Origin of the sequence: Dyella sp. BiH032, assembly GCF_031954525.1 — a bacterium.
In the GTDB taxonomy this organism is placed as follows: Bacteria; Pseudomonadota; Gammaproteobacteria; order Xanthomonadales; family Rhodanobacteraceae; genus Dyella_D.
The window spans coordinates 2,951,421-2,977,371 of record NZ_CP134867.1 but is presented as its reverse complement, the minus strand read 5'-3'; the positions used below and the strand labels follow the sequence as shown (position 1 = coordinate 2,977,371).

At 70.2% G+C, this 25,951-nt stretch carries 25 protein-coding genes; 16 read left to right on the top strand and 9 right to left on the bottom strand.

Translation table 11 applies throughout. The features are described from left to right. Nucleotides 1-49: 49 nt before the first annotated feature. From RKE25_RS13170 to RKE25_RS13140, 7 genes are all read right to left on the bottom strand, one after another. Entirely contained in the window at nucleotides 50-1,345 is a 1,296-nt protein-coding gene (locus RKE25_RS13170) for a S8 family serine peptidase (RefSeq protein ID WP_311838562.1), read from the bottom strand. Next, nucleotides 1,342-1,995 carry a zf-HC2 domain-containing protein gene (locus tag RKE25_RS13165; protein ID WP_311838561.1) on the bottom strand — a complete coding sequence of 218 codons (654 nt, stop codon included), beginning with the start codon at nucleotides 1,993-1,995 and terminating at the stop codon, nucleotides 1,342-1,344. Before RKE25_RS13165 ends, RKE25_RS13170 begins: the two co-directional genes overlap by 4 nt. Further along, the gene (locus tag RKE25_RS13160; protein WP_311838560.1) at nucleotides 1,992-2,576 is read right to left on the bottom strand and encodes a sigma-70 family RNA polymerase sigma factor; all 585 of its coding nucleotides are present in this window, start codon (nucleotides 2,574-2,576) and stop codon (nucleotides 1,992-1,994) included. The genes RKE25_RS13165 and RKE25_RS13160 overlap by 4 nt, the downstream gene beginning before the upstream one ends. 85 nt (nucleotides 2,577-2,661) lie before the next feature. After that, nucleotides 2,662-3,321, bottom strand: coding sequence for a hypothetical protein (locus tag RKE25_RS13155; protein ID WP_311838559.1), 660 nt, complete (start codon nucleotides 3,319-3,321; stop codon nucleotides 2,662-2,664). A 191-nt stretch (nucleotides 3,322-3,512) separates the two neighbouring features. Further along, nucleotides 3,513-3,932 carry a c-type cytochrome gene (locus RKE25_RS13150; RefSeq protein WP_311838558.1) on the bottom strand — a complete coding sequence of 140 codons (420 nt, stop codon included), beginning with the start codon at nucleotides 3,930-3,932 and terminating at the stop codon, nucleotides 3,513-3,515. Between the two features lie 20 nt (nucleotides 3,933-3,952). Further along, nucleotides 3,953-5,287 carry a cytochrome C gene (locus RKE25_RS13145; RefSeq protein WP_311838557.1) on the bottom strand — a complete coding sequence of 445 codons (1,335 nt, stop codon included), beginning with the start codon at nucleotides 5,285-5,287 and terminating at the stop codon, nucleotides 3,953-3,955. Nucleotides 5,288-5,326: 39 nt separating this feature from the next. Next, nucleotides 5,327-5,929, bottom strand: a complete 603-nt coding sequence (locus tag RKE25_RS13140) for a cytochrome b/b6 domain-containing protein (protein WP_311838556.1) — start codon at nucleotides 5,927-5,929, stop codon at nucleotides 5,327-5,329. Nucleotides 5,930-6,710: 781 nt separating this feature from the next. On the opposite strand from RKE25_RS13140, the gene RKE25_RS13135 reads away from it, so the two are divergent. The 15 genes from RKE25_RS13135 to RKE25_RS13065 all read left to right on the top strand — a co-directional run bounded on the left by RKE25_RS13135 (nucleotide 6,711) and on the right by RKE25_RS13065 (nucleotide 21,806). Next, entirely contained in the window at nucleotides 6,711-7,136 is a 426-nt protein-coding gene (locus RKE25_RS13135) for an FdtA/QdtA family cupin domain-containing protein (protein WP_311838555.1), read from the top strand. After that, nucleotides 7,133-7,798 carry an acetyltransferase gene (locus tag RKE25_RS13130; RefSeq protein ID WP_311838554.1) on the top strand — a complete coding sequence of 222 codons (666 nt, stop codon included), beginning with the start codon at nucleotides 7,133-7,135 and terminating at the stop codon, nucleotides 7,796-7,798. The genes RKE25_RS13135 and RKE25_RS13130 overlap by 4 nt, the downstream gene beginning before the upstream one ends. Before the next feature lie 5 nt (nucleotides 7,799-7,803). Further along, entirely contained in the window at nucleotides 7,804-8,763 is a 960-nt protein-coding gene (locus tag RKE25_RS13125; RefSeq protein ID WP_311838553.1) for a hypothetical protein, read from the top strand. After that, nucleotides 8,750-9,685 carry a GNAT family N-acetyltransferase gene (locus tag RKE25_RS13120; protein WP_311838552.1) on the top strand — a complete coding sequence of 312 codons (936 nt, stop codon included), beginning with the start codon at nucleotides 8,750-8,752 and terminating at the stop codon, nucleotides 9,683-9,685. Before RKE25_RS13125 ends, RKE25_RS13120 begins: the two co-directional genes overlap by 14 nt. Then, nucleotides 9,682-10,794 (top strand): DegT/DnrJ/EryC1/StrS family aminotransferase, encoded by a 1,113-nt coding sequence (locus RKE25_RS13115; RefSeq protein WP_311838551.1) that lies wholly within the window; start codon nucleotides 9,682-9,684, stop codon nucleotides 10,792-10,794. The genes RKE25_RS13120 and RKE25_RS13115 overlap by 4 nt, the downstream gene beginning before the upstream one ends. Beyond that, nucleotides 10,791-12,047 (top strand): O-antigen translocase, encoded by a 1,257-nt coding sequence (locus tag RKE25_RS13110; RefSeq protein ID WP_311838550.1) that lies wholly within the window; start codon nucleotides 10,791-10,793, stop codon nucleotides 12,045-12,047. The genes RKE25_RS13115 and RKE25_RS13110 overlap by 4 nt, the downstream gene beginning before the upstream one ends. After that, a complete protein-coding gene (locus tag RKE25_RS13105) occupies nucleotides 12,044-12,988 on the top strand; it encodes a glycosyltransferase family 2 protein (protein WP_311838549.1) in 945 nt (314 codons plus the stop codon). Before RKE25_RS13110 ends, RKE25_RS13105 begins: the two co-directional genes overlap by 4 nt. After that, nucleotides 12,985-14,133 (top strand): hypothetical protein, encoded by a 1,149-nt coding sequence (locus tag RKE25_RS13100; RefSeq protein ID WP_311838548.1) that lies wholly within the window; start codon nucleotides 12,985-12,987, stop codon nucleotides 14,131-14,133. The genes RKE25_RS13105 and RKE25_RS13100 overlap by 4 nt, the downstream gene beginning before the upstream one ends. Before the next feature lie 2 nt (nucleotides 14,134-14,135). Continuing rightward, nucleotides 14,136-14,972 carry a Wzz/FepE/Etk N-terminal domain-containing protein gene (locus RKE25_RS13095; protein WP_311838547.1) on the top strand — a complete coding sequence of 279 codons (837 nt, stop codon included), beginning with the start codon at nucleotides 14,136-14,138 and terminating at the stop codon, nucleotides 14,970-14,972. A gap of 339 nt (nucleotides 14,973-15,311) precedes the next feature. Continuing rightward, nucleotides 15,312-16,166 (top strand): class I SAM-dependent methyltransferase, encoded by an 855-nt coding sequence (locus RKE25_RS13090; RefSeq protein WP_311838546.1) that lies wholly within the window; start codon nucleotides 15,312-15,314, stop codon nucleotides 16,164-16,166. A 1-nt stretch (nucleotide 16,167) separates the two neighbouring features. Beyond that, entirely contained in the window at nucleotides 16,168-17,373 is a 1,206-nt protein-coding gene (locus RKE25_RS13085) for an amidohydrolase family protein (RefSeq protein ID WP_311838545.1), read from the top strand. Beyond that, the gene (locus tag RKE25_RS13080) at nucleotides 17,370-18,068 is read left to right on the top strand and encodes a class I SAM-dependent methyltransferase (RefSeq protein WP_311838544.1); all 699 of its coding nucleotides are present in this window, start codon (nucleotides 17,370-17,372) and stop codon (nucleotides 18,066-18,068) included. The genes RKE25_RS13085 and RKE25_RS13080 overlap by 4 nt, the downstream gene beginning before the upstream one ends. Nucleotides 18,069-18,083: 15 nt before the next feature. Beyond that, the gene (locus RKE25_RS13075; protein ID WP_311838543.1) at nucleotides 18,084-19,586 is read left to right on the top strand and encodes a radical SAM protein; all 1,503 of its coding nucleotides are present in this window, start codon (nucleotides 18,084-18,086) and stop codon (nucleotides 19,584-19,586) included. 10 nt (nucleotides 19,587-19,596) lie between these two features. Beyond that, a complete protein-coding gene (locus RKE25_RS13070) occupies nucleotides 19,597-20,709 on the top strand; it encodes a glycosyltransferase family 4 protein (protein WP_311838542.1) in 1,113 nt (370 codons plus the stop codon). Beyond that, on the top strand, nucleotides 20,706-21,806 hold the full coding sequence (locus tag RKE25_RS13065; RefSeq protein WP_311838541.1) for a glycosyltransferase family 4 protein: 1,101 nt from the start codon (nucleotides 20,706-20,708) through the stop codon (nucleotides 21,804-21,806). Before RKE25_RS13070 ends, RKE25_RS13065 begins: the two co-directional genes overlap by 4 nt. Nucleotides 21,807-21,828: 22 nt before the next feature. Here the strand turns inward: RKE25_RS13065 and RKE25_RS13060 are convergent, their stop codons facing one another. Together RKE25_RS13060 and RKE25_RS13055 are read right to left on the bottom strand one after the other, a co-directional pair. Then, the gene (locus RKE25_RS13060; RefSeq protein WP_311838540.1) at nucleotides 21,829-23,049 is read right to left on the bottom strand and encodes a nucleotidyltransferase family protein; all 1,221 of its coding nucleotides are present in this window, start codon (nucleotides 23,047-23,049) and stop codon (nucleotides 21,829-21,831) included. Between the two features lie 183 nt (nucleotides 23,050-23,232). Continuing rightward, nucleotides 23,233-24,705, bottom strand: coding sequence for a radical SAM protein (locus RKE25_RS13055; protein WP_311838539.1), 1,473 nt, complete (start codon nucleotides 24,703-24,705; stop codon nucleotides 23,233-23,235). A gap of 214 nt (nucleotides 24,706-24,919) precedes the next feature. On the opposite strand from RKE25_RS13055, the gene RKE25_RS13050 reads away from it, so the two are divergent. Continuing rightward, complete coding sequence (locus RKE25_RS13050) at nucleotides 24,920-25,951, top strand: serine kinase (protein ID WP_311838538.1); 1,032 nt, start codon at nucleotides 24,920-24,922, stop codon at nucleotides 25,949-25,951.

Here is a 25,951-nt window from a genome sequence, read left to right as displayed (position 1 = left end):
GCGGGTCTGCGCCGCATGGTCTGCGTCCGCGCCGGCGGTACGCATCTCTTCAATGCGCGCCGCGCTGCGCATTGGCCCGCAGCGCCTGCACGGCGGCCGCAGCGTTCACCTGGCGCACGCCGTTCGCCAGGCCGCCGGTGCTGGCCAGCAGCTGGCGCGCCGACGCCGCGTCCAGCTCGGGCGCGATGGACAGCAGCAACGCAAGAATGCCGCTCACGTGAGCGGCCGCCATCGACGAGCCGGAGGTGAAGTCGTAGCCCCCGCCGGGTTGGGTGGTGAGGATGTCGTTGCCCGGCGCGCTCAGCACACCGGGCGGTGCGTTCGCCACGGCGCTGGAGCGCACCACGATGACGCCCGGCGCGGCGTCCGGGAATCCGGTCATGGAACCGTCCGGCGGCAATGCGGCGACCACGATGCGGCCCTGGCGCAGCAGTTCGTCCAGCAGTTTGCCCAGCAGCGGATCGGCCGGCCCGCCGAGGCTGAGGTTGACGATGCGCGCATCCGTGTCGAGCACCGCCGCCAGCGCTTTGGCCAGCGTGAACGAGTTGCAGCGCGCGCCCGCGCGACGGTCGACGCCGTACCAGCACGCCTTGTAGATGCTGAGCGTAGCGCCGGGCGCGATGCCGACGATGCCCTGGTGGTTGTCGCCCACGGCGGCGATGATGCCGGCCACTTCAGTGCCGTGCGCGTCGCGGCCGAAGGCGGCTTCGTCGGTGTCGACCACGTTGCGCTGTTCGGCGATGCGGCCCTGCAGATCCGGATGCGCCGGATCGGCGCCAGTATCGACGATGGCCACGCGTACGCCGCGGCCCTGGCTGGCCTGGTGCGCGCGCGCGGCATCGGTTTCGACGAAGCCGCGCTGCAGGTCGGCGTAGGGATCGTTGTAATGGTGAAGCGCGGGCGGCGTGTTATCGGCGTAGACGGCGTAGTCCTGCAGCGGTTGCGCGAGCTTGACGCGGCCGTCCTCCGCCAGCGTCTTCAGCAGTTCGTCGCGCGCCACGCCGGGCGGCGGCTCCAGCACCACGCAATACAGCCCCAGTGCCTTGATCGGCCAGCCGGTCAGCTCGCGCAGGCCATATTGCTGCTTCAGATCGGCAAGCATCGCGGCGGCGCGCTGGCCCGAGCCGTAGGGGGCCGATGGCGCATAGCCGATCAGGCTGGAGCCGGCGTGCGTCGCCGGCGGATCGAGCGGGTTGGCGACCGCCAGGATGATGTCACGGGCGCCGTCCATCGCGGTCGCGCTCGCGACCGGCGCCGCATCGCGCGGCGCCGCCACGGGACGCGACGTTGCGCACGCGGCCAGCGCGAGCGCGGCGAGCACGATGGCGAAGCGCGCCGGCTTCATGGCGCGTCGGCGACCGGCTCGGCCATGCGGATGCCCGGGGTGGCGCGGAGGCGGCGCAGGGTGCCATCGCGGGCGGCCGTGCCATCGGCAGGCACCACGGTGTAAGCGCCCACGTCGTTGGGTCCGCCGACCACCTGCAGGTGCAGCGCATGCACCAGCGCATTCCAGTCGGCCACCTTCATACCGGCGTCCGGCACGACGTGGATCGCGCCCGCCTGCGTCGGCACGGCCGGGGCCTGGCTCAAGGTGCGATAACCGGCGGCGCCTTCTTCTTGCCGCAGCTTCAGGCCGAGAATGCCGATGCCCACGGCCTGCACCAGCACCGCGGCGACCAGGCCGCGCACCAGCCAGCCGCCGGCGCGGGCGCGCAGCGGCGTCTTGGCGGTGGAAACGGCTTCCGCGTCGTGCACATCGAGGCGGTCGAGCAGCCGCTTGAGGCCGGCGTGTGCGTCGACCGGCACGTCGGAGGGCAGCTGCATGGCCTGCCGCAGGCGTTGCTGCTGCGCGTATTCCGCGCGGCAGGACGCGCAGCCGGCCAGATGGTTTTCCAGCCACGCGGCCTGTTCGGCCGGGGCGCTCTGCTGCAGCACCCATGGCATGGCTTCCCAGGCGCGGGCGCAGTCGCGGCGGGTCGGGGTCGGAAGGTTCATGGTGCGCTCCCAAGCTGCATCGACGGGTCGCCGGCCAGATCCGGCAGGACGTTGCGCAGCTTTACTCGTGCATGGAAAAGGCGGGCCTTCACGGTGCCCACCGGGCACTGCATGATCACCGCCACGTCGTTGAGCGAATGCCCCACGCCATAGACCAGTTCGAGCACGACGCGCTGGTCGACGGTCAGGCAGTCGAGGGCCTTGCCCAGCCAGTCGCGCAGCTCGCGTTCCTCGCCCGGATCGTGGCTGGGCGCGTGGTCGCCATACAGCGCCTCGTCCTCCATCGGCTCGTCGCCGTGCTGGCGAAGCGCCTTCAGGCCGCAGCGGTAGGCGATGCCCATGATCCAGGTCGAGACGCGCGAGTCGCCCTGGAAGCTGCCGGCCTTCTGCCAGGCGATCCAGAAGCAGTCGTTGATGACTTCCTCGATGACGTCGGGCCGCCGCGTCAGGCGCGACAGAAACCGGCAGAGGCGGCCGTGGTAGCCGCGATAGAGCGTGGCCAGGGCCACGCGGTCGCCGGCCGCCATGCGCTGCAGCAGCATGCGGTCGGCGGCATCGGCTTCGATATCGGCGTCGTTCATGGGCGTCGGGCACCGGTCGGGTGGTGGCGGGCTGTCGTCATGAGTGCCGATTCGGCGCGGAAAGGTTGCCCCGGTTGCACAGCGGTCAGAAGGTCCACAGCAGGGTGGCCACCCAGGGCTCGGTGGACGGGTAGCCACGGGCATAGCGGAGGGTCTGGTCGGAGGCGATCCGCAGCACTTCCAGGCGCCACGCCCCCTGGGTCCAGGCCAGGCCCGCCTGGCCGTAACGATACGGCCGATACGGGTCCGCCAGGGAGCGCGCGACGCCCACCCCGGCCGAAAGGGACAGATGCCGGGTCAGCGGCCAGCGCACGGTGGCGTCGGCCGCCTCGCGCCAGTGCTCGCGCTCTCGGTGCAGGGTGGACGTGGCCGAGAGGCCGAAAGTCAGCACGTCGCGGTAGGTCCAGTGCAGGCCGGTTTCGACGCGGTCGAAGAAGCGCTGCGACCGGGGGTATCGGTAGTAGAGCAGGCCCGCCTGCATCGACCAGTCGCCGGACAGCGCCCAGTAGCGGGCCGCCTGCGCGGTGGCTTCCACGAAATGACCGCCCGGCGCATGGATGCGGGCGCTGCCGGAAATGCCCAATGCCCAGCCGTCGGCGGACCAGGCGAGGTTGCCCTGCACGATGGGCGTGGCCGGCGTGATCGCCTGGCCGCGGTCGACCAGTTGCGAACTGAGCGCGAGGCCGCCGCCGATGTTGTCGCTGCCGGCATGCGCCGGCAGCGCGGCTGCGGCCAGGGCGAACAAGGCAGGCCGGATGTGCAGAGGCGTCAGCCATCGCCACCGGAGCGTGACAGGGGTTCGATGCTCCGCCACGGCGCGCCCTCAGCCGCGTCTCGCCGGGCGGGCGGCGGCCCGGCAGGAAACGCGCGCCGTCGGCGCCGGCTTCCCGGCGCGGCGGGCGTGCCGGCGGGATCGTAGGAACATGTCGCGTGCCGTCAGTGGATGGTGCTCAGGTAGGTGATCAGGTCGTCGAGTTGCTGCTGATCGCTCAGGCCATCGTATTTCATTTTGGTGCCGGGATTGGCGCGTTTCGCCGGTTGCGAGAGATAGGTGTGAAGCTGTTCGGGTGTCCACGTCCAGGTGGTCTGCCCGCGCAGCGCATCCGAGTACGCGTAGTCCGGCAGCGATGCCGCCTTGCGTCCGACCACGCCGAACAGGCTGGGGCCTTTCTTGTTGCGGCCCTCCTTGATGCTGTGGCATTCGGAACACTCGGTCTTGAAGACGTCCTTGCCGGCTTCCGCGTCGCCAGCGAACGCCGGCACGGCGGCGGTCCTGGCCAGGACGAGGACCAGGACGGCGGCATGCCGCAAGTTTCGCTTCAGGCTGCAGGTGGCGGGACGATAGTTCCAGGTCATTCGGGGCCGGATCGTCATCATCAGAACGCCACGCTCGCGCTGAGGGAGAAGGCATTGAGGTCGCCGGCGTTGGTGCCGGGCGCGCCGAAGATGTTGGTGCGGCTGCCGTTGAAGCGGCGGAAACGGAACCAGGTGGCGGCGAGCTTGAGATTGGCCATGGGAGCGAACGAATCCTCTTTGCCGAAAGGCGCCCAGTACAGGCTGATCAGGTTGGCGGTGGTATCGGGCGAGCCATACGGGATGAAGCGCGCCTCGTCCTGCGAGCCGGTGCTCACCAGGTGCGAGAACAGCAGCGTGTAGCTCTGCTTGAAGGTGTACGCGGCGGTGAAGGTCTGGTCGTGCACCGTGCCGCGCGGCTTGGCGAACACGCCGGGCGCCACCGGGCTGGGCGGCGTGCTGCCGTACTTGCGGCGCTCCAGGATGTTCACGTAGCTCAGCTGCACGATGTGCTCGCGGTTGCCCAGGAACTGGTATGTGAGGTCGTAGCCGAGATCGGTGAGATTGTCGCGCGGGCCGCCGCGCGGCAGCTCGCGCTTGGTGGTCAGCGCGACCACGCCGGCGGAGAAGAACTGGCGGCGCATGTCGCGCATGTAGGCGAAGCGCGCATAGCCGGTGTCGTGCAGCTTGCCCGGGTCGCCGTTGGGGTTGTAGCCGAGCCGGTCCTGCGTCGAACGCTGCAGCGAGCGGTACGTGCCGACCTCGCCGTACCAGTTCGAGTCGTAGAGGCCGTACACGGTGGCGCCGATCACGCGGTTCGCGGGCGCGTTGGCGCTGGACAGGTTCAGCAGGGTGCCGGTCACGCCCGGCGGACCCAGCGTCGACGCGCCGGGCAGGGCACCGATCGGATCCTGGAAGCCGGGGCTGTTGTTGACGCTGACGCCGAGCGTGAGGTCCTTGCCGCCGGCCTTCAGTTCCTTCGCCACGAAGCGCAGGTCGACGTTGCTCAGCTTCGTATTGAAATTGTTGTGTCCGTCGTTGTCGGTTTCCACTTTCACGTAGCCGCCGATCTGGTCGGTGAGCCGGCCCGCGAGGTAGACGTCCGCCTCGGTAAGGCGGTTGCTGCTTTCTCCGCGCGTCGGCACGGAGCGCGTGCCGATGAGTTGCGCGGCCACGGGCAGCTTGAAGCCCTTGCCGTCGGTATCGGTGTAACCGTTCAACTTGAAGCGCATGCCGTACGGGGTGAGCGCGGGTCCGTACGCGCCGGCGTGGCAGTCGGCGCAGGCCGAGCCCGTCTGGCGCGCATAGGCCGGAATGGCCTGTGCGGTGCTACAGGCGAGCGAGACGGCCGCGCCCACGCCGCACAGCACGTAGGCGTTGCGCGGGCGTCGTCGGTGGCGGCGAGGCGAAGGCTGCATGGGATCTCCTTGCATGTCCATGTCGTTGGTTGACGGAAATCAGCGCCGGCGTGCGGGCCACATGGACCGCAGCACGCCATCGCGCCTCACGAAGTGATGCCAGAGCGCCGCAGCCACGTGCAGCGAGACCAGCGCGAGCAACACCCACGCGACGTCCTGGTGCCAGACGAGCAGCCGGTCGGCCAGGTCCTCGTCGTCCGCGACCAGCGCAGGCAGGGTGAGCCCGAACAGATGCACTGGCTTGTCCTCGGCATTGCTGAGCGCCCAGCCGATCAGCGGCATGGCGAGCAGGGCCGCGTAGAGCGCGGCATGGGTGAGTACCGCGGCGGCGCGGAGCAAGCGCGAATGCACGACGTGCGGCAATTTCCCGAACCGCACGCGCAGGCCAAGGCGCACGAGCACCAGCGCGAGAACCAACAGCCCCCCATGCCGATGCCCCTCCAACAACCACTGCCGCGCCACCCGCCCAGCCGTCTCGTCGCGGATCAGCGCCAAAGCGGCCACGACGATCACGCAGGCGGCCGTGATCCAGTGAAGGAGGCGCATACTGCGCGGCCGACAGACCGGCGCTCCGCCTTCCGCTCGGTCCACGGGCGCCGACTCCACCTCGACGACCACGCCGCGCGTGTTGTCTTCGTCCATTGGCATCATCCGGCCATTCCCCGCCTCGATATCCGATCGCTCCCGCGAGGGGGCGTTGTTGGGGGGTAGGTGCCGGCGGGGAGGAGAAAGGTTGCGGGGATGTGTGATGTGTTTTGTGTTTTTGGCGGCTTCGTTGCGACGCTGTCGCGAGCCCCGCCCCTCATCCCGCCTTCTCCCCGGAGGGGAGAAGGAGAAGTGCGGTACCGAGGCAAGCACAGCTAGTGCGAGCGTTTGCTCTTCGCTTTTGCTCTACCGGGTTCCCTTCGCGGCGGTGAGGGCTGGACGATCAGGCCGCCGCAGGCGGGCGGGGACAGGACGTCCCCGCCTTTTCGATTCGGGCATGGATGCCCGATCGAAAAGCCCGGCCAGCCCTCAACGCACCCGGAGGTGGCGAAGGCCACCGGAGGGCGCCGCGCAGGGTGCCCTTCTTCTTGGTTACTTCTTCTTGGGCAAGCAAGAAGAAGTAACTCGCTCTCCGGCAGGAGAGCGAAACCCTCGCACCGGAGGGGCGAGACACGACTGGCGACCACGCCGCGACAGCCGAGCCATGTCGCCTCCGGGGTCCCGGCCTTCGCCGGAATGACGAGTAAGTAAGGACGAGGCGACCCTTAGCGCCCGCTGGGGTTCGCAAGCTCCCCACCTACACGCAGCCAATGCAACCCCACGCAGAAAACACAAAAAGCGACCCATCGCCCACCAAGCAGCACACGCAACCTTTCCCCCCACTCCCGGCACTCATCCACAACACCGCCCCACCAGCCACCACCGCCGGGCCACCCCCATGGACATCGAACGCATCCATTTCCAGCAGCACGGCGACCACGGCGGCCAACTCGTCTCGCTGGAAGAGGAACGCAACGTGCCGTTCGAGATCCGGCGCGTGTACTACATCTTCGCCACCCAGCCGAAAGTGCATCGCGGCCGCCACGCGCATCGCCACCTGCGGCAGCTGGCGGTGGCCGTGCGCGGCTCGGTCACCATCCTGCTCGATGACGGCACCGGGCCGGTGGAGGTGGTGCTGAACGATCCCTCGCAGGGGCTGCTGCTCGGCGACATGGTGTGGCGCGAGCTCTACGACTTCAGCGACGACTGCGTACTGATGGTGCTGGCAGACCAGTTCTACGATCCGGCCGACTACATCACCGACTACGACGAGTTCCTGCGCGAGGCGAACGGCTACCGGCGTGTGGAAGGCGCGGTCGCATGAGCCGGCCGCTGGTGCTGATCGGCGCGGGCGAGATGGCGCGGATCGCCTGCGAGTACTTCGAGCACGACAGCGACTATGACGTGCTCGCCTTCAGCGTCGAGCGCGCGCACCTGGCGGAGCCGGAGATCGACGGCCGCCCCGTGCTGCCTTACGAGGAGCTGGCGTCGCGCTATCCGCCGGGGGACATCGAGCTGTTCGTCGCCATTCCCGCCACCGGCCTCAATCGCCTGCGCACCCGCTTCTACGAGGACGGCAAGCGCCGCGGCTACCGCTTCGCCAGCTACGTCAGCAGCCGGGCATTCGTGTGGCGCAACGCGCGGATCGGCGAGAACAGCTTCATCTTCGAGCACAACGTGATCCAGCCCTTCGTCACGGTGGGCAACAACTGCATCCTGTGGAGCGGCAACCACGTCGGGCACCGCACGGTGGTGCACGACCACGTTTTCGTCGCCTCGCATGCAGTGATTTCCGGTTTCTGCGAGATCGGCGCCAGCAGCTTCGTGGGCGTGAACGCCACCTTCAACGACGGCGTGAAAGTGGCGGCGGACAACGTGATCGGCTCGGGCGCGCTGGTGGTGCGCGATACGGAGCCGGGCAAGGTCTACGTCGGCTCGCCGGCGCGCGCGCTGCCGGACCGCTCCAGCCTGGACGTGAGGTTCTAGCGCGCATGAGCGGCTGGACCAAGCGAGGCCTGGTGTTCGACGTGGCGCGGCACGGCGCCGGCGGCTGGATGAGCCATTCGGCGCTCACGCCCACACCGTGGGCCCGCGGCGACGGCACGATCCGCGTGTACGCCAGCTTCCGCGACGCGAGCGGCGTGGGGCGCGTCGGCTTCGTCGACGTGCTGGCGGACGATCCGACCCGCGTGCTGCGCGTCAGCGCGGAGCCTGCGCTGGACATCGGGCGCGGCGGCTGTTTCGACGACAGCGGGATGATCCTGGGCGACGTGGTCGAGGCGCCAGGCGGTTTGCATCTGTTCTACGTCGGCTTCCAGCGCGTGGCCGGCGCCAAGTTCCTGGCGTTCTCCGGCCTGGCCATCTCCACCGACGGCGGCGAGCGTTTCTGGCGCGTGCAGGAGACGCCGATCCTGGACCGCGCGCCGGGACGCAGCACGATCGCCGCGATCCACAGCGCGCACTACGCCGACGGCCTGTGGCGGCTGTGGTACGCGGTGGGCGACGACTGGGAATACCTGGAGGGGCGGCCGTATCCGCGCTATCACATCCGTTACGCCGAGACGCGCGATCTGCGCGCGATGCCGCGGCACGACCGGGTCTGCCTGCGGCCGCGCGGCGACGAGTACCGCATCGGCCGGCCGCGCGTGTATCGCCTCGGCCGGCGCTATGCCATGTATTTCACCTGGGGCGATCGCGCCGGACGCTACCTGCCGGGGCTGGCTTTCAGCGACGACGGCGTGAACTGGGAACGCCGCGACGATGCACTGGGCATCGCGCCCTCGGCCGCGGGCTGGGATGCGCGCACGCTGTGCTATCCGGCGCTGGTCCGGCACGGCGGCAAGCTGCTGATGTTCTACAACGGCAATGACATGGGCCGCGACGGTTTCGGCGTGGCCGAGGTCGCGGCGGAAGACGTGGTGCCTGCGGAGGGCGCGCATGCTCTCGGTTAGGCCTTACGCGCCCGCCGATGCCGGTGCGTGGGATGCCACCGTGGCCCGGTCGCGCAACGGCAACCTGCTGCATCGGCGCGGCTACATGGATTACCACGCCGACCGTTTCGTCGACGCCTCGCTGGTGGTGGAGAAGGACGGCGAGGTGGTGGCCGTGTTTCCTGCCAGCGCCGACGGCGCGCAGGTGGTCAGCCATGGCGGACTGACCTACGGCGGCCTGATCAGCACACGCGCGTTGCGTGCCGTGGCCGCGCTGGAGGTCTTCGAGCGCATCGCCGGGCACTACCGCGGACGCGGTACGACGAGGCTGCTCTACAAGGCCGTGCCGCACGTGTTCCATGCCTATCCCGCGGAAGAAGATCTGTACGCGCTGCACCGCCTGGGCGCGCAGCTGGTGCGGCGCGATCTGTCTTCGGTGATCGCCTTGCAGGAGGGGTTCCGCTTCACCGACGAGCGCCGCCGCGCCATCGCGAAGGCGGGCAAGAGCGGTTTGCGCGTCGAGAGCGGCGGCGACCTGACGGCCTTCCATGCTTTGCTCACTGAAGTGCTGAGCGCGCACGGCGTCGCGCCCACCCACAGCCTGGCCGAACTGCGCCTGCTGCAGTCGCGCTTTCCCGGGGAGATCGTGCTGCACGAGGTGCGGGACGGCGACGTGCTGCTCGCCGCCGCGCTGGTCTACGACCTGGGACCCGTCGCGCACACGCAGTACCTCGCGGCGTCGGAGCGCGGCAGGCAGCGCCATGCGCTGAGCCTGCTGCTGGCGGGGTTGATCGAGACCGTCTACGCCGGCAAGCGCCATTTCAGTTTCGGCATTTCCACCGAGCAGGGCGGGCGCGTGCTCAACGACGGGCTGATCGAGCAGAAGGAGCGCTTCGGAGCACGCGCAGTGGTGCACGACTTCTATCAATGGGAGCTCGCATGAGCATCCCGTTCTACGACCTGAAACAGGTGAATGCACGCTACGCCGATGAGCTGAAGGCCGCGGCCGCGCGGGTGATCGACTCGGGCTGGTACGTGCTGGGCGAGGAAGTGGCCGCATTCGAGCGCGAGTTCGCCGCGTACTGCGGCGCGCGCCACGCGATCGGCGTGGGCAACGGGCTGGATGCGCTGGCGCTGATCCTGCGCGCCTATCGCGAGCTGGGCATGCTGAAGGACGGCGACGAGGTGCTGGTGCCTGCCAACACCTTCATCGCCACCTTCCTCGCGGTAAGCCAGAGCGGCCTGGTGCCGGTGCCGGTGGAGCCGGACCCGGCGAGCTTCAACCTGGACCCGGCGCGCACCGAGGCGGCGATCGGGCCGCGCACGCGCGCCATCGTCGCCGTGCATCTGTACGGCCAGCTGGCGGATATGGCCTCGTTATCCGCATTGGCGCGGCAGCATGGCCTGCTACTGATCGAAGATGCGGCGCAGGCGCACGGTGCCGTACAGGATGGCCGCAAGGCCGGCACGCTCGGCGACGCGGCGGCTTTCAGTTTCTTCCCCACGAAGAACCTCGGCGCGCTCGGCGATGGCGGCGCGGTCACCACCGCCGACGATGCACTGGCGCGGCAGGTGACGGCGCTGCGCAATTACGGTTCCGAGACGAAGTACCAGCACCGGTTCCAGGGCGTGAACTCGCGCCTGGACGAACTGCAGGCCGCGCTGCTGCGGGTCAAGCTGGCGCACCTGGACGAGGAGATCGCGCGGCGGCGCGCAGTGGCGCGGCGCTATCGCCAGGAGATCGGCCATCCCGCGATCGGCCTGCCGGCCGTGCCGCGCGAAGAAGGCCACGTGTGGCATCTGTTCGTGGTGCGTTGCGCGCGCCGCGACGATCTGCAACGCCACCTGCAGGCAGGCGGCATCCATACGCAGGTCCATTACCCCGTGCCCACGCACCGCCAGCCGGCCTATGCGGCATTGCAGGAGCTGAGTCTGCCGCTGACCGAGCGGCTGCACGCGGAAGTGCTCAGTCTGCCGCTGTCGCCCGCGCTGGACGATACGGCGGTCGGACAGGTCATCGCGGCCTGCCAGGCGTTCGGGGCGGACGCATGAACATCGCGCGCGCCGGCCTGTACAGCGCCATCGGCACCGCCGCGCGCCTCGTCGCGGGCCTGGTGGTGGTCAAGCTGGTCGCGTGGGCGGCCGGGCCGGACGGCGTGGGCAAGCTGGGGCAGTTCATGAGCCTGATGTCGCTGCTGGCGGTACTGGCGGGCGGCGGCATCAGCGCGGCGATCGTGAAGTACGTGGCGGAGTATCGCGACGACCCCGAGCGGCTGTCGCGCCTGCTGCGCGCGGCGCTGGCCTATGCGCTGTGCGCCGCCGTGCTGATGGGGCTGGCGGCGCTGCTGTTCAGCCGGCAGCTCGCGCTGTGGCTGCTGGACGACGCGCGCTACGAAAGCCTGCTGAAGGTGCTGGCGTTCGCGCAGGTGGGCATCGCCCTGAGCAACTATCTGCTGGCGGTGATCAATGGCTTCATGGACGTGCGCCGGCTGGTCTTCATCCAGGTGGTCGGGTCGGCGCTGAGCATCGTGCTGGCGGCGTGGCTATCGTGGCGGCTTGGGCTTTACGGCGCGCTGCTGGCCCTGGTGCTGGGCCAGTTGCTGTGGCTGGCGGTGGGCCTGCCGGCATGGTGGCGCAGCCCGGATTTCCGCCTCGGCATGCTGAAGGCCGGCTTCGACCGCGACATGATCGTGCGGCTGGCCACGTTCTCGCTGATGACGCTCAGCTCGGCGCTGTGCGCACCGCTGGTGAACATCGCGGTGCGCGACCATCTCGCCGCGCAGTTCGGCTGGGAGCAGGTGGGCTATTGGCAGGCGGTGACCCGCGTATCCGATGCCTACCTGCTGTTCCTCACCACCGCGATCAACGTCTACTACCTGCCGAAGCTGGCGGCGATCCACGAGCGTGAGGCATTGCGCAAGGAAATTCGCCTGGCCTGGCGCCAGCTGCTGCCGGCCGCCGCCGTGCTGGCGCTGCTGATCTACGTGACGCGGGAATGGGTGACGCGCCTGCTGTTCAGTGCCGACTTCGGCGCCGCGAATGCGCTGTACGGGCCGCAGCTGATCGGCGACGTGACCAAGATCGCCGCCTTCGTCCTCTCGTACCTGATGCTGGCCAAGGCCATGACCGGCCTGTTCGTGCTGTCGGAGTTCGTCTTCGCGGCGACGTACCTGGGGCTGGTATTCGCCTTCACCGCGCGCTTCGGGCTGGTGGGCGCGGTCTACGCCTTCACCACGAACTACGCGCTGTACCTGGCCTTCAACCTGCTGGTGGCGCGGCGCTACCTGGGGAGCCTCCAGCCATGACCGGCGAGACCCAGGCCAGCGAAACCCTGCCGCTCGTATCCATCCTCGTCCCGGCGTACAACCACGAGCGCTTCGTACTGCGCTGCCTGGACAGCGTGCTGGAGGATGCGTATCCGGCCAAGGAGCTGGTGGTGATCGACGACGGCTCGGTCGACGGTACGGCGGCCAAGATCGCCGGCTGGATCGCGCGGCACGAAGGAGCGCTGCCGATCACCTTCCGGCAGCGCGAAAACCGCGGTGTCGCCGCCACGCTCAACGAATTGGCCTCGCTCGCGCGGGGCGATTTTCTCCGGCTCGGCGCCAGCGACGACTTCCTGCTGCCGGGCGGTACCCAGCTGCTGGTGCGCTACCTGCAGGCGCACCCGGGCAAGTCGGCGGCGATCGGCGATTCCATCGTCGTCGACCGCTACGGCAACCGCCTGCATGGCAGCGGCATGCGCGAATTGCACGGCGCCGACAAGCGGCTCTACGCGACGGACGAAGGCATCCGCCGCGCGGTGATCGCGCAGTGGGCGATCGGCGGGCCCGTCGCGCTGCTGCGCCGCCACGCGCCGGCGCAGATCGCCGGCTGGACCGAGCAGCTGCGCATCGACGACTGGGATTTCTTCCTGCGTCTGGCGGCGCGCGACGCGCTCGGTTTCGTCGACGCGCCGGTGTGTGCGTATCGCCTGCACGATGCCAACCTGAGCAAGACGCGCCACGTCGCCACACGCATCGCCAACCTCACGGAATCGCGGCGCGTCGCGGAGCGCCGCCTCGAACTGTTCGAAGGTCCCGACCGCCTGCTGCTGAAGGCACAGGCGCACTACATCGGCGCGAAGGTGGCGTACCTGCGCCGGCATCCGCTGCGGCTCGGCCTGCACCTGCTGACCTGCATGGCGCTGCGCGGCATGTCGAAGTTGCGGCACCTCTCGCCGCACCCGGTGGCGAGGCGCGCATGAAAACGCTGCTGCGTTTCCCGTCGACCTACCTGAGCCTGCCGCTGCTGTTCGCCTGCGCGGCGACCCTGCTCACCTACGACATGCCCGAGGGCTACCTGGGCGGCATCGGCCTGCTGGCGACGGCGGCGCTGGCCGTGCTGGTGTTCGACCTGGTGGCGGGGCCGCGCCTGCCGCCGTTCGCGCGCATCGCGGAGCGGAAGTACGCCGGCACGCGGGAGGCCTTCGTTGCCTTCGCCTTCTGCGCCCTGGTGACGCTGTTCTGCGTGCTCGACCTGGTGCTGTTTCCCATCCCATTGTTCGACAAGCCTTCGGCGTATGCGCAGATGGAAGGCGGGCGCGAGCACATCCGCCATCTTTCCGCATGGTGCTGGGTGCTGCCGCCGGTGGGCCTGCTCTGCGCGCGCAACCGCTGGTTGCGCTACGGGCTGGTGTTGGCCGGCATCGTGTTCCCGATCCTGGTGATCGACCGCAACCGCATCTTCGCCTCGCTGTTTTCCGTGGGGCTGGTGCTGGTGATGCGGCGCGGGGAAGGACGCCGCCTGCCATGGCCGGCCGTAGCGGGCCTCGCCTTGGCCGGCATGGTCTTGTTCGCGGTGCTGGGCATCCTGCGCTCGGGGCCGCTGGAGGGCGTGACGCTGCCGTTCGGCGCGCTGTACCGTGAGTCGCCGCCGGGGGTGAAGTGGTTGCTGCTCTATGTCAGCGCCGGGCCGTACAACTTTGCCTCGATCCTGGCCAAGCACTACGTCAACGCCGATTTCCTGCTGAACCAGCTGGTGCCGATGCGCGGCTCCATTGCGACGGCCGGCACGGGCATTCCGCTGGACTCGCCCACCATCAACGTCGGCACGGAGTTCTTCCCGTTCCTGATGGCGCTGGGCCCGGCCGGCGCATTCGCCGCGATCCTGGCGCTGTATGGGCTGCTGGTGTGGAGCGTGCGGCGGATGCGTGCCGCGCCGTCGCTGTTTTCCCTGCTGATCTTCCTGCGCATGGCCTACGTCGCCGCGATGGCGCCGTTCGCGCCGCAGGCCTTCACCTTCATGAGCGCGGGCTTCATCGCGCTGTGCCTGCTGATGCAGTTGTTCGCCGCCTGGCTGCCGAACCGGCGTGCCGCTCCTTCTTTCCTCGATGCCCCGACGAGCCGATGACCATGCAACGTGACGAAATCTATCTGGTCGACCTGTGGCGGATCCTGGTCCGCCAGTGGCGCGGCTTCGCCGTCGCCGCACTGGCGGTGCTGGCGCTGGCCGTGGCCTACGCGATGCTGGCCAAGCCGCGCTGGGAAGCGCAGGCCTGGGTCCAGGTAGGCCAGGTCGCCACCCAGCCCGCGGGACAGGACCCGCGGCCGGAACCCTTCCAGCGCGTGATCGAGCGCCTGCAGACCGTGGCGTTCCAGAACGAGGTATTGCAGAGCGCCGGCATCCCGCTGAAGTCGCCGGAGGGCGGTCTCTACCGGAGCAGCCTCAAGGTGGAACCCTCGTTCTATGCGGGACTGATCAAGATCAGCGTGCGCGCCGCATCGCCGGCACTCGCGCGACGCCTGGCGCAGGCGACGGTGGACCAGCTGCATGCGATCCACCAGCGCCTGCTGGCCGAACCGCTGGCGCAGGCGCGCGGGCGACTCGGCGAAGTGCAGGCGGCATTGCGCGAGGCGACCGCCACGCGCGATGGGCTGCGCGCCGCTGCGGGGAATCGAGAGAGCATGAGCGGGCAGGGGCCCGCGCTGGCCGCCGGCCTGCTGCTCGCCGGCAAGGAAACCGAAGTGCGCGAGCTTCGCCAGGCCAAGGACGACCTGACCGCCCGCTTGAGCGCCAGTTACACCTTCGACACCTCGATGCCGTGGCCGATCTACCAGCCGGACCATCCGGTCGCGCCGAACCGCGTGCTGATCCTGGGGCTGGGCGTGCTGGGCGGACTGGGCTTGGGCTTGTTCGTGGCGGTGGCGGGCGATGCGCGCCGGCGTGCGAAGCAACCGAAGGCGGGGTGAGTGGCACTCACTGGGGCGGCATGGTGAGGGCTCGGTTCGGAAGTCCATAGGCGTCGGATCTGGCTGAGCTGCTCATCGACCGACGTTCCGGCGCAGGCCGGAATCCAGTCGCGGAACGACCCGGCGTGCGTAAGAGCCGACGTCTGCGTCTTTCGCGAAAGCCTCGACGAGGCCACTGGATTCCGGCCTGCGCCGGAATGACCAAGGTGGGGCGCCCCGGCGAACGCCTCATCCATCCGTCCGCGCAGCCATCGCCCCGAACCGGCCACCAGACCGCACCCACTAGACCACACCCACTAGACCGCACCCACTAGACCGCACCCACTAGGAGCAGCACCGTTGGAAACCAGCAGCCCGCACGATCTCGCCTTACCGGTCGACGACGATGCACGCCTGCTCGACACGCAGCGCGCGTTCGACAGCGTGGCGGCCGATTACGACGGTCCGCGCGGCAACAACGAGCTGATCCAGCGCATGCGGCTGACGCTGTGGGAGACCGTGCAGCGCCTGTTTCCCGCCGGCTCGCAGCTGATGGACCTAGGCTGCGGCACCGGGCTGGACGCGGCCGAATTCGCGCGGCGCGGCTTTCGCGTGCTGGCCACCGACTGGTCGCCGCGGATGGTCGAGCGCACGCGCGAACGCGCGGCCGCCGGGGGACTGGAATCCATGCTCGACGCCAGGCATCTCGGCGTGCAGGAGCTGGCGAAGCTCGATGCGTCGTTCGACGGCGCCTTCGATGGCATGTATTCCAATTTCGGCCCGCTCAACTGCGCGCTGGACCTGCCTGCGGTCGCCGCGCAATGCGCGCGCCTGGTGCGGCCCGGCGGCATGCTGGTGTTCTCGGTGATCGGGCGCATCTGTCCCTGGGAAGTGGTGCATTACGTCCGCCGCGGGCGCTTCCGCCGCGCGATGGTGCGTGCCGCGCGCGGCGCGACGCCGGTGGGCATGAACCGCCACACGATCTGGACGCGCTACTACCTGCCGCGCGAGTTCTACCGCGCCTTCGCGGATGGCTTCGCGCTGGAGAGCTACCGTGCGCTGAGCCTGTTCATGCCGCCGCCCTATCTGGTCGAGCGCTACCGCCGGCGACCGGATGGGTACGAGCGGCTAGGGCGCCTGGACGATCGCTTCGGCGCGCTGCCGCTGCTGCGCGACATGGGCGATCACTTCCTGATCGTGCTGCGCCGGCGCTGACATGGACGCGAGCCTGCACGGCGCGACCTGGATGATGCCCGACGGTCCGTCACGCACGCCGCTGGCGCTGCGCGACGGATGCTTCGCGGAGGCGCCGGCGTGGCGCGACTTCCGCGTCGACCTGCGCGGGCATCTGGTGTTTCCTGGCCTGGTCAATGCGCACGAGCACCTGCACGTCAACGCGGTGCCGCCGCTGCCGGCAGGCGCGCCGTTTCCCAACAGCTACGCATGGATCGAGGCGTTCCAGGCGCACTTCGCCGAACCGGCAGTCGCCGCGGCGCTGGCCGTGCCCAAGGCGCTGCGGCTGCGCCATGGGGCGCTGAAGAATCTGCTGGCCGGCGTGACCTGCGTGGCACACCACGATCCATGGCATCCCGCGCTCGACGCTCCGGACTTTCCGGTGGCGCTGCTGCGCGGCCACGGCTGGGCCTATGCGCTGGGCTGGCCGGATTACGGCCCGCCCGTGCGCGCGAGCTTCGACGCTACGGCGGCGGACGCGCCGTGGATGATCCATCTCGCCGAAGGCACCGACGCGGTGGCGCAGGGCGAACTGGAACAACTGGAGCGACTCGGCTGCCTGGACGCGCGCACGGTGCTGATCCATGGCGTCGGCCTCGACGCACGTGACATCGAGCGCGTCATCGAACGAGGCGCCGCCGTGGTGTGGTGTCCGTCGAGCAATCTCGCGCTGCTCGGACGCACGCTCCATCCGCGGCGACTGCATGCCGCCGGCCGCCTGGCCCTGGGCAGCGATTCGCGCCTGAGCGGCGCGCGCGATCTGCTGGAAGAGCTGTGCGTCGCCGCCGCGCTGAGCGGCCTCGATGCCGCCGCGCTGTTGCCGCTGGTCACCGCGCGCGCGGCCGACGTCCTGCGCCTGCCGGCGCGCGGACGCCTGGCTCCCGGCGTGCCGGCCGATCTGCTGATCGTGGAGGATCGTGGCGGCGATCCCGCGGCGAATCTGGTGGGCCTGCAGCGCAGCGAGCTGCGCGCCGTCGTGCGCGACGGGCTGCCACAGATCGCCGATCCGGATTTCGCCGACTGGTTCACCGCCGCGGGGATCGACGCGGTGCCGGTAACGCTGGACGGACGTCCCAAGCTGATCGCCGCCGCGCTTGCCGACCCGGCCTTGCTCGCGTTGGAGCCGGGGCTGGAGCGGCTGATCGATGCCGGTGCGTCGCCGGCCATCGCGGCGGGAGCGCGCGAATGAACCAGGCCATCCTGCTCGAACCCGAGGCCGCCTATGCGCTGTGGGCGCAGAGCTATCCCGCGCATGCGCACAACCCGGTAATGCAGGCGGAGGAGCGCGTGATGCTTGCGATGCTGCCCGGCGACCTGCGCGGCCAGGCGGTGCTGGATGCCGGCTGCGGCAGCGGGCGCTATCTGCTGCATGCCCGGCGGCGCGGTGCGGCGCGGCTGACGGGCGTCGATCTGTCGGCGGCGATGCTGGCGCGCGCGGAGGCCGAACTGAGCGGCGTGCGCACGCAGGCCGAGCTGGCTTTGTCCATCGGCAGCGTCGCGTCCCTGCCGGTGGCCGACGGCACGGCGGACGTCACGGTGTGCGGCCTGGTGCTCGGCCACGTGCCGGACCTGGCCGGCGCGCTGGCCGAGCTGAGCCGCGCGACGCGGCCGGGCGGCACCGTGCTGTGCAGCGATTTCCATCCCATCGGCCATGCGCTCGGCTGGCTGCGCGACTTCAAGGTGGACGGGCAACGCTACGCCGCGCGCCACACGCCGCATCTCTACAGCCACTGGCATCGCGCCTGCGCCGCCGCCGGCCTGACGATCGAGGATGTACGCGAGCCGATGCTCGATCCCGGGGACATCCCGCCCGGCGCGCGTTTCGACCCGGCCGCGCTCGCGGTGCCGGTGGCCCTGGTCTTCCGCCTGCAAAGGCGCCGCTGAGGCGCCGCGACCGCCATGCCCCAGACCCTGCTGATCAATCCCACCATCACCTCGCGCGCGAGCGCGCGCTTCCCGCTGGCCCTGTTGCACTTGGCCTCGGCGCTGGACCGCCAGGGCGGTAGCCGCATCGTGGACGGCAATGTCGACCGCGATGTGGTGGGCGCGACGCTGCGCGCGCTGGACGAACAACGCTTCGACGCGGTCGGCCTCAGCGTAATGGGCGGACCGCAGCTCGCACCGGCCATCGCCGTGTCGCAGGCGATCCGCGCGCACCGGCCGGACTTGCCGATCGTCTGGGGCGGCTATTTCCCCACGCTCTATACCGAGGCGGCGCTGGCGGCGCCGTATGTCGACTACGCGATCCGCGGGCAGGGCGAGCAGAGCCTGGTGGAACTGGTCGCGTCGCTGGCGGGGCAGGGCCTGCCGCTGGAGCGCGTCGCGGGCGTGTCGTGGAAGGGCGAGGGCGGCGTGGTGCACAACGCCAGCCGTCCGATCGCGCCGGACGACCCGGCGCGGCAGCTGCCGTACGAGAAGCTGGGCGATCCGCGGCGCTACCTCGCGCGCACCTTCCTCGGCCGGCGTACGGCGGCGCACCAGGCCTCGCTCGGCTGCCGCTTCCGCTGCACCTTCTGCGGCGTGGCGGCCTTGTTCGGCGGCGCCACGCACTTGCCGACGGCGCAGCGGCTGGAGCGCGAGCTGGGCTATCTCAAGTACGAGCTGGGCGCGGATTCGGTCCAGTTCTTCGACCACAATTTCTTCGACCGCGAAGCGGACATGATCCCGCTGCTGGAAGTCATGGCGAAGCTGGAAATGCCCTGGTGGTGCTACGCGCGCGCGGATGCGCTGCTGAACCTGTCCGAGCGCACCTGGGAGCTGGTGCGCAAGAGCCGCCTGAAGATGGCCTACATCGGCGCCGAGTCGCCCAGCGGCAAGATGCTCAAGGAGATCCGCAAGGGCACGCGGCCGGACCAGACGCTGGCCGTGGCCGAGCTGTGCCGGCGCCACGGGGTGATCCCGGAGCTGTCCTTCATGGTGGCGCCGCCGGAGAACACCGAGGAAGAAACCGAGCACACCTTCGAGTTCATCCGCGAGCTCAAGCGCATCAATCCCGCGTCCGAGATCATCGTCTATGTCTATACGCCGCTGCCGGAAAGCAGCCGCCACGAAAAAGACCGCGGCAAGCGCGCATCGATGCCGCTGCGCGATCTCCACGGCGAGCCGGTGGTGTTCCCGTCCACGCCGGAAGAATGGGCGCAGCCGCGCTGGGTCGACTACGCCTGCCACGCCGACGCGCCGTGGCTGACCGACGCGCTGCGGCAGCGCATCCACGACTTCGTCACGGTGCTGCGCTGCCGCTATCCCACGGTGCAGGACATGCGCACGCCGGGCTGGGCCAAGCGCGGTCTGCGCACCATGGCCTCGTGGCGCTATCGCTTTCGCCGCTACGACCGGCCGTGGGAACTGGACCTGGCCAACCGCTGGGTGAAGCTGCGCATGCCGCAGGTTTCCGGACTCTGAGGAGGCGCGCGTGCACGTCACCCAGCTCAACCTGGTGCCGGCACCCGAGGACGTGGCGCCGGCCGACCTGCTGGACCGCTGGCCTTCGCTGCCGGACATCGCCGAGGCGGCGGCCGGCGCGGGCGTGCGCGTCTCGGTCATCCAGGCCGCGGCACGCGACGCGCGCGTCGAACGCCATGGCATCGCCTATCGCTTCCTGCCGCTGCGGGGCGACGAAGGTTCGCGGAGGCTCGCCGCCGAAGTGGCGGGTCTGGGTGCCGACGTCGTGCACGTGCATGGGCTGGATCATGCGCGGCAGGCGCATGCCTTGTCGGCGCGCCTGCCGTGGCTGCCGATCCTGCTGCAAGACCATGCCAACCGGCCGCCGCGCTGGTGGCGGCGCATGCGCTGGCGGCGCTGGTTCGGCGCGGCGTCGGCGGTGACGTTCACCTCGATGGAACAGGCGCGCCCTTTCACCGAGGCGCGCCTGTTCGCGCCGGCGACGCGTTTGTTCGCCATTCCGGAATCCACTTGCCGCTTCACGCCGGGCGCCCTTGCCGCGGCGCGCGCGCAGACCGGTCTGCATGGCCACCCCTGCGTGGTGTGGGTAGGGCACTTGGATGCCAACAAGGATCCGCTGACCGTACTGGACGGCGTGGCCCTCGCGGCACGGCGTCTGCCGGGACTGCGCCTGTGGTGCGCGTATGGCCACGCGCCGTTGCTGGACGAGGTGCGCGCGCGGATCGCTGCCGATCCGGTGCTGGCGTCGCGCGTGCACCTGCTCGGTCCGGTGCCGCACGGGCAGGTGCAGTCGCTGCTGCGCGCGGCGGACCTGTTCGTCTCCGGCTCGCGCTCGGAAAGCTGCGGCTATGCGGCGCTCGAAGCGATGGCCTGCGGCGTGCCGCCGGTACTTACCGACATCCCCGCGTTCCGTGCCCTCACTGCCGGCGGCGGCGTAGGGCGCCTGTGGCAACCCGGCGATGCGGCGCAGCTGGCCGAGGCGCTGGTGGCGATGGCCACGCATGGACCTTCGCGCGAGCGGGTGCGTGCGCATTTCGATGCCGAGCTGTCGTTCGGCGCGCTCGGCCGCCGTTGGGCCGATGCGTATGGCGCGCTGCTTCCGGCGCGGCGGAGCGTGGCATGAAGCTCGCGCTGGTGGTGCCCGGCGGCGTGGACCGCGGCGGCGAAGAGCGTGTCATTCCCGTACTGCTGAGCCTGATCGCCCGCCTCGCGCGCGAGCATGAGGTGCACGTGTTCGCGCTGCGCCAGGAAGCGAAGCCCGGGCGCTGGCCGCTGGCCGGCGCGACCGTGCACAACATCGGCGACGGCTGGCAGCGTACCCGGGCGGTGGCGGCGATCCTGCGCGAGCATCGGCGTGCGCCGTTCGACACGGTGCAGGCGATCTTTTCCGGCCATTGCAGCCTGGTGGCGATCGCGGCGGCCCGGTTGCTGCGGCGCCCGGGACTGGTGCACATCGCCGGAGGCGAACTGGTTGCGTTGCCCGCGATCGGCTACGGCGGACGCCTGCATTGGCGCAGCCGTCTGCGCGAAGCCGTGACGCTGCGCGCCGCGACGGCGGTGACCGCCGCGAGCGCGCCGATCATCGATTCGCTGCGCGCGCTCGGCATCGAGGCGGAGCGGCTGCCGCTGGGCGTCGACCTGGAGGCGTGGCCGCCGTCGCTGCCGCGCACGCGGAGCGAGGGGCCGGCGAAGCTGCTGCACGTGGCCAGCCAGAACCGGGTGAAGGACCAGCCCACGCTGCTGCGCGCGCTGGCCGTACTGGCCGCGGATGGCAAGGATTTCCGCATGAACCTGGTCGGCGTCGACACGCTGGACGGCGCCATCCCGCGCTTGGCGACGCAGCTGGGACTCGACGGCCGCGTGCGCTTCCTCGGTTTCAAGACCCAGCGCGAACTGCGCCCGCTGATGGAAGACGCGGATCTGCTGGTGATGTCGTCGCTGCACGAAGCCGGCCCGCTGGTGCTGCTGGAGGCCGCAGTGGCCGGCGTGCCCACGGTGGGCACAGCGGTAGGACATCTCGTCGAATGGGCACCCGACGCCGCGTTGGCGGTGCCCGCGGGCGACTGGCTGGCGCTGGCCGGGGCGATCCGGCAGGTGCTGGGCGACGAAGCGCAACGCCTGCGGCTTGCGCGCGAAGCGCAGCGCCGCGCGCTGCACGAGGATGCCGCCTACACGGCCGCGCGGTTCGACGCGCTTTATCGCCGCGTGGCGGCGCGCTAGCCGGGCAGGCCAGCCGCGCGCGTCACTCCGGCGCGCCCAGCGCGGCGCGCACGACGTACAAGGTGTCCACGCGCGGCACCGCATGCGTGAGCCGCCGCATCAGGCGCCGGCCGTGCGACAGCGTGACCCAGGACTGTCCCTGCAGCCACAACTGGGTGCGCACCATGTCCTTGCGCTCGCGCTCCGCCTCGCCATCCGGGCGCAGGCGGCGGCGGAGGTAGCGCGCGACCTCGCCGGTGCTGCGCGACCATTCGATGCCGGGCATGGCTTGCAGCCACAAGTTCGAGCACGACACGCGGGTCAGCGTCTGGTCGCGCGAGACGAAGCGCAGCCACGGCGGGCAGTCGCGCCGCGCCCGCGCCAGCACCGCCGCCGGGATCGCGTTGCGGTAATAGCGCGCCACCAGCCGCAGGACTGGCCAGGACCACCAGGGCGTCTGGCCCGACCACAGCGTCTCCCAGTCGGCGGCGGTCATGCGTGTGGCGAGCAGGGCGATGTCGTTCAGATGCAGCAGGCGCAGCGTGCGGGCGCAGACATTGCCGGCCGCGTGCAGCAGCAGATGAGTCATCAGCGCGCCGTGCGATGGATAGGCATTGAGGCCGTGATGCGGCTTGGCAGGGAAGATCGTGTCGGTGACGTCGACGATCGAGACCGGCAGGCGTTCGTGGATGCGCGTGTGCAGCTCGATGTTGATCGGTGAGTCGCGGTGCTCGCCCAGGCCCGGCGACGGCTGGCCTTCGACGGGCTTGAACACGCGGTGCTTCCAGATGACGAACGAGCATTCGTAGCCCAGTTCCCGCACCAGTGTGCCCACCCGCTCCACGTCGCGGCCGCGCACCAGCAGGTCGATGTCCGCCATCGGCCGATCGCCCGGCGCGTACAGCCCGATCGCATGCAATGCCGCGCCCTTGAGCGCCATCACCGGCACGCGGGCTTCGCGCGCCGCCGCGTCGATGCGGCGCAGCAGCGCCTCGATGCGCTGATGACGCTCGGCCACGTGGCGGCGTTGTTCGTCCAGGAAGTGCCGCCACGGCAGTTGCTGCCACGTCGAGAAGCGATCGAGCAGCGGCGCCACGCCATGCGCGGCGGCGACCGCCGAAGCGAGCCGCCATTCCAGCTCGCTCCACGCCGGCAGCACGCCGCCCGGGCGCACCAGGGCCAGTTCCTCGGCCAGCGCCTCGGTGGCGCGGTGCAGGCCGGCGCGGATGGTTTTCAGCGGGGGAAGGGCGGTGGTGGGGGGCATGGTGGTCTTCTGTCTCATGGGGCGAACGAATTCGCAAAACGCGCTCCCGCTCCCCTCCGGGGAGAGGGTTGGGGCGAGGGGCCCTACGGAGCGAGGACTGCGGCTTCGCCGCTCCGTAGGTTCCCCTCATCCGCCTGCCGGCACCTTCTCCCCGGAGGGGAGAAGGGACGCGGACGTGAAATTTCATGCAACACCGCTTACCGCGCGCGTCAGCGGCGCGATCTCTCCCGCCGGCGTCGCATCCGCGCGGCGGTAGCGCGGTTCTTCCGCCATCAGCGCATGCCAGCGCGCATCCAACGCGGCCAGCCCCGCCTCGTCGCGCGCGATCTGCAGCAGCACCTGTTCGTGCAGCAGATCGCGCACGCGGCGATAGAACTCCGACTCGTACGCGCCACGGAACATCATGGCCAGGTCCGCGCTGTCCTCCCAATGCGTCTTGCGGCCGAGCTGCGCCTTCACCTGCTCGTAGAACTTGGTGCCGGGCAGGGGATAGGACACGCTGACGCCGATGTCGTCGGGAGCGGCGCGGGTGATCAGCGCGCGGGTGGCTTCGATGTCCTCCAGCCGCTCGCCCAGATAGCCGAGCTGCACGAAGAAACCCACGCGGATGCCGTGACGGCCGAAACGCTCGCGCGCATCGATCAATGCGTCGACGGTGGTGCCCTTGTTCATGCGGTCCAGCACCTGCTGGCTGCCGCTCTCGGCGCCGATCCACGCCTCCGCGCAGCCGGCCTGCGCCAGCGCGGCGACCATGCGTTCGCTGGAAAGGTCGGCGCGGGTCTGGATGGTGAACGGCACCGAGCCGTCGGACGCGTGCAGGTGCGCGGCGAATTCCTCCACCCAGTGCAGGTGGAAGCCGAAGATGTCGTCGGCCATCCAGATGTGGTCCGGCCGGAACGCGCGCTTGAGATGCGTCATCTCCGCGGCGATGTCCGCCGGGCCGCGTTGCTTGTAGTGGTTGCCCCAGATGGGCTTGGCGCACCAGTGGCAACGGAACGGGCAGCCTCGCGAGGCGGCCATGTTGAGGCTGAAATAGCCGTGCCGTTCCTGCCACAGCGTGCGATAGCGCTCGATGTCGATCAGGTCCCAGGCCGGATGGCCGCCCAGGCGCGGATCGGGCGGCTGCGCGCCGATGCGGGTCAGCCGCTGCTGTCCGCCGCTCCACGCGGCGACGCCGGGCAGGCCGGCGGTCCAGTCGGCGGCTTCGATGTCCAGGTTGCGCTCCAGGCGACCGACCAGCTCGGCCAGCGCCGCGATGCCCTCGCCGACGAGCACCGCTTCGGCGCCCGCGGCGAGGAACACTTCCGGATGGTCCGACGCATCGGAGCCGGCGACGATCACCCGCGCGCCGTGCGCGCGCGCCTCGGCGATCATCCGGCAGGCCGCCTCGCGCATGCGGCTGAGGCACATCTTGGTGAGGTAGTTGAAGTTGTCTTCGTACAGGACCACCAGCTGCGGCGCATCCGCCGCGAGCGAGCCGGCATAGTCCTCCACGCCGTCGGCCAGCATGGCGTCGAACAGGCTCACGCCGTGTCCCAGGTCGCGCAGCAGGGACGCTACTTGCAGCGTGGCCAGCGGCGGGTAGGGCTTGCCGCGCTCCCACTGCTTGCGGTCGTAGCGCAGGAAATACGAGTGGCTGACCTGGATTCGTAGCATGTAGGGGGCCTGTGTCGTCGCCATGGCCCGGCCGCGTTCGCGGCCGTTCCGTTCCGGTGTCGCTTGGGCGTGAGTGCTGTCGGCGAACGATTCGGTTGTGGCCGGCCGTGTCGCGACGACGCTTCGCGCGAAGCAACCTTTCACGTCGCGGTAAGCACTCACGGAGACATTGGCCGCAGACCGGCAGGCCATCGCCCGAGACCGGAGCGCCCGCTTGACGACGACGGATCTTTCTTCGCGCCACCGTCCCCATGACCCGTGCGCCGACCCATTCGGCGAACGCATCGCGCAACACACCTGTCCGCGCCGCCGCATCCTCGGCGCGGACATCCGCTTTCACAGCGACAGCGAAGCGCTGCTGGCCCTGGTCGACGCGGCCTACGGCGGCCTGCCCGAACATCGCCTGTCGCTGGACGTGCCGCAGCTGCGCATCGATCTGCGCCTGGCGCGGCGGGAGGGACGGATCGAGATGGACGAGCCGCCGCCCGTGCGCATGCACGCCGGTGCCGGTCTGCTGTGCGGCGTGATGGATGCCTGCAACTACGCGGTGATCGCGCCGTCGCGGTGCGAAGCGCTGGTGGTCGTGGACGAAGACATGCTGTTGCGCCACTCGTACCACGTGCGCTACGAACTGATCGAGTTCGCGGTCTTCGTGCTCGCCTCGCGAACGCAGTCCCTCGTGCCGTTGCACGGCGCCTGCATCGGGCGCGAAGGCCGCGGCGTGCTGTTGCTGGGCGACAGCGGCGCGGGCAAGTCGACGCTGTCGCTGCACGGCTGGCTGCGCGGCATGGAGTTCCTCGCCGAGGATGCGGTGTTCGTGCAGCCGGACCGCCTGCTCGCCACCGGCGTCGGCAACTATCTTCACCTGAAAGAGGACGCGTTCCGCTTCGTCGATGACGGCGTACGCGAATGGATCCGCGGCTCGCCGACGATCCGCCGCCGCAGCGGCGTCGAGAAGTACGAAGCCGACCTGCGGCGCGGGCCCGGCCGGCTGGCACCCACGCCGATGAAGCTCGCCGGCATCGTGCTGGTCTCGGCGCAGTCGGCCGCGGATGCCTCGCGCCTGCTCGCACCGCTGCCCGCCGCCGCGGTGCCGGCCGCGCTCGCCGCCGACCAGCCGTACGCATCCGCGCAGCCGGCGTGGAGCCGGTTCGTGCAGGCCTGCCTGGACATCGGCGTGTACCGGCTCGATCGCGGCCGCCACCCAGACGACGGCGTCGCGGCGCTGTTGTCCCTGCTGGGCTGA

Excerpts from the sequence above, each read along its gene's own strand:
- RKE25_RS13055 (WP_311838539.1), bottom strand. The coding sequence starts at position 24,705 with ATGCTACGAATCCAGGTCAGCCACTCGTATTTCCTGCGCTACGACCGC.
- RKE25_RS13115 (WP_311838551.1), top strand. The coding sequence starts at position 9,682 with ATGAGCATCCCGTTCTACGACCTGAAACAGGTGAATGCACGCTACGCC.
- RKE25_RS13085 (WP_311838545.1), top strand. The coding sequence starts at position 16,168 with ATGGACGCGAGCCTGCACGGCGCGACCTGGATGATGCCCGACGGTCCG.
- RKE25_RS13095 (WP_311838547.1), top strand. The coding sequence starts at position 14,136 with ATGCAACGTGACGAAATCTATCTGGTCGACCTGTGGCGGATCCTGGTC.
- RKE25_RS13135 (WP_311838555.1), top strand. The coding sequence starts at position 6,711 with ATGGACATCGAACGCATCCATTTCCAGCAGCACGGCGACCACGGCGGC.
- RKE25_RS13170 (WP_311838562.1), bottom strand. The coding sequence starts at position 1,345 with ATGAAGCCGGCGCGCTTCGCCATCGTGCTCGCCGCGCTCGCGCTGGCC.
- RKE25_RS13130 (WP_311838554.1), top strand. The coding sequence starts at position 7,133 with ATGAGCCGGCCGCTGGTGCTGATCGGCGCGGGCGAGATGGCGCGGATC.
- RKE25_RS13105 (WP_311838549.1), top strand. The coding sequence starts at position 12,044 with ATGACCGGCGAGACCCAGGCCAGCGAAACCCTGCCGCTCGTATCCATC.
- RKE25_RS13150 (WP_311838558.1), bottom strand. The coding sequence starts at position 3,932 with ATGACCTGGAACTATCGTCCCGCCACCTGCAGCCTGAAGCGAAACTTG.
- RKE25_RS13165 (WP_311838561.1), bottom strand. The coding sequence starts at position 1,995 with ATGAACCTTCCGACCCCGACCCGCCGCGACTGCGCCCGCGCCTGGGAA.
- RKE25_RS13125 (WP_311838553.1), top strand. The coding sequence starts at position 7,804 with ATGAGCGGCTGGACCAAGCGAGGCCTGGTGTTCGACGTGGCGCGGCAC.
- RKE25_RS13160 (WP_311838560.1), bottom strand. The coding sequence starts at position 2,576 with ATGAACGACGCCGATATCGAAGCCGATGCCGCCGACCGCATGCTGCTG.
- RKE25_RS13065 (WP_311838541.1), top strand. The coding sequence starts at position 20,706 with ATGAAGCTCGCGCTGGTGGTGCCCGGCGGCGTGGACCGCGGCGGCGAA.
- RKE25_RS13060 (WP_311838540.1), bottom strand. The coding sequence starts at position 23,049 with ATGCCCCCCACCACCGCCCTTCCCCCGCTGAAAACCATCCGCGCCGGC.
- RKE25_RS13140 (WP_311838556.1), bottom strand. The coding sequence starts at position 5,929 with ATGGACGAAGACAACACGCGCGGCGTGGTCGTCGAGGTGGAGTCGGCG.
- RKE25_RS13075 (WP_311838543.1), top strand. The coding sequence starts at position 18,084 with ATGCCCCAGACCCTGCTGATCAATCCCACCATCACCTCGCGCGCGAGC.
- RKE25_RS13100 (WP_311838548.1), top strand. The coding sequence starts at position 12,985 with ATGAAAACGCTGCTGCGTTTCCCGTCGACCTACCTGAGCCTGCCGCTG.
- RKE25_RS13145 (WP_311838557.1), bottom strand. The coding sequence starts at position 5,287 with ATGCAGCCTTCGCCTCGCCGCCACCGACGACGCCCGCGCAACGCCTAC.
- RKE25_RS13110 (WP_311838550.1), top strand. The coding sequence starts at position 10,791 with ATGAACATCGCGCGCGCCGGCCTGTACAGCGCCATCGGCACCGCCGCG.
- RKE25_RS13080 (WP_311838544.1), top strand. The coding sequence starts at position 17,370 with ATGAACCAGGCCATCCTGCTCGAACCCGAGGCCGCCTATGCGCTGTGG.
- RKE25_RS13120 (WP_311838552.1), top strand. The coding sequence starts at position 8,750 with ATGCTCTCGGTTAGGCCTTACGCGCCCGCCGATGCCGGTGCGTGGGAT.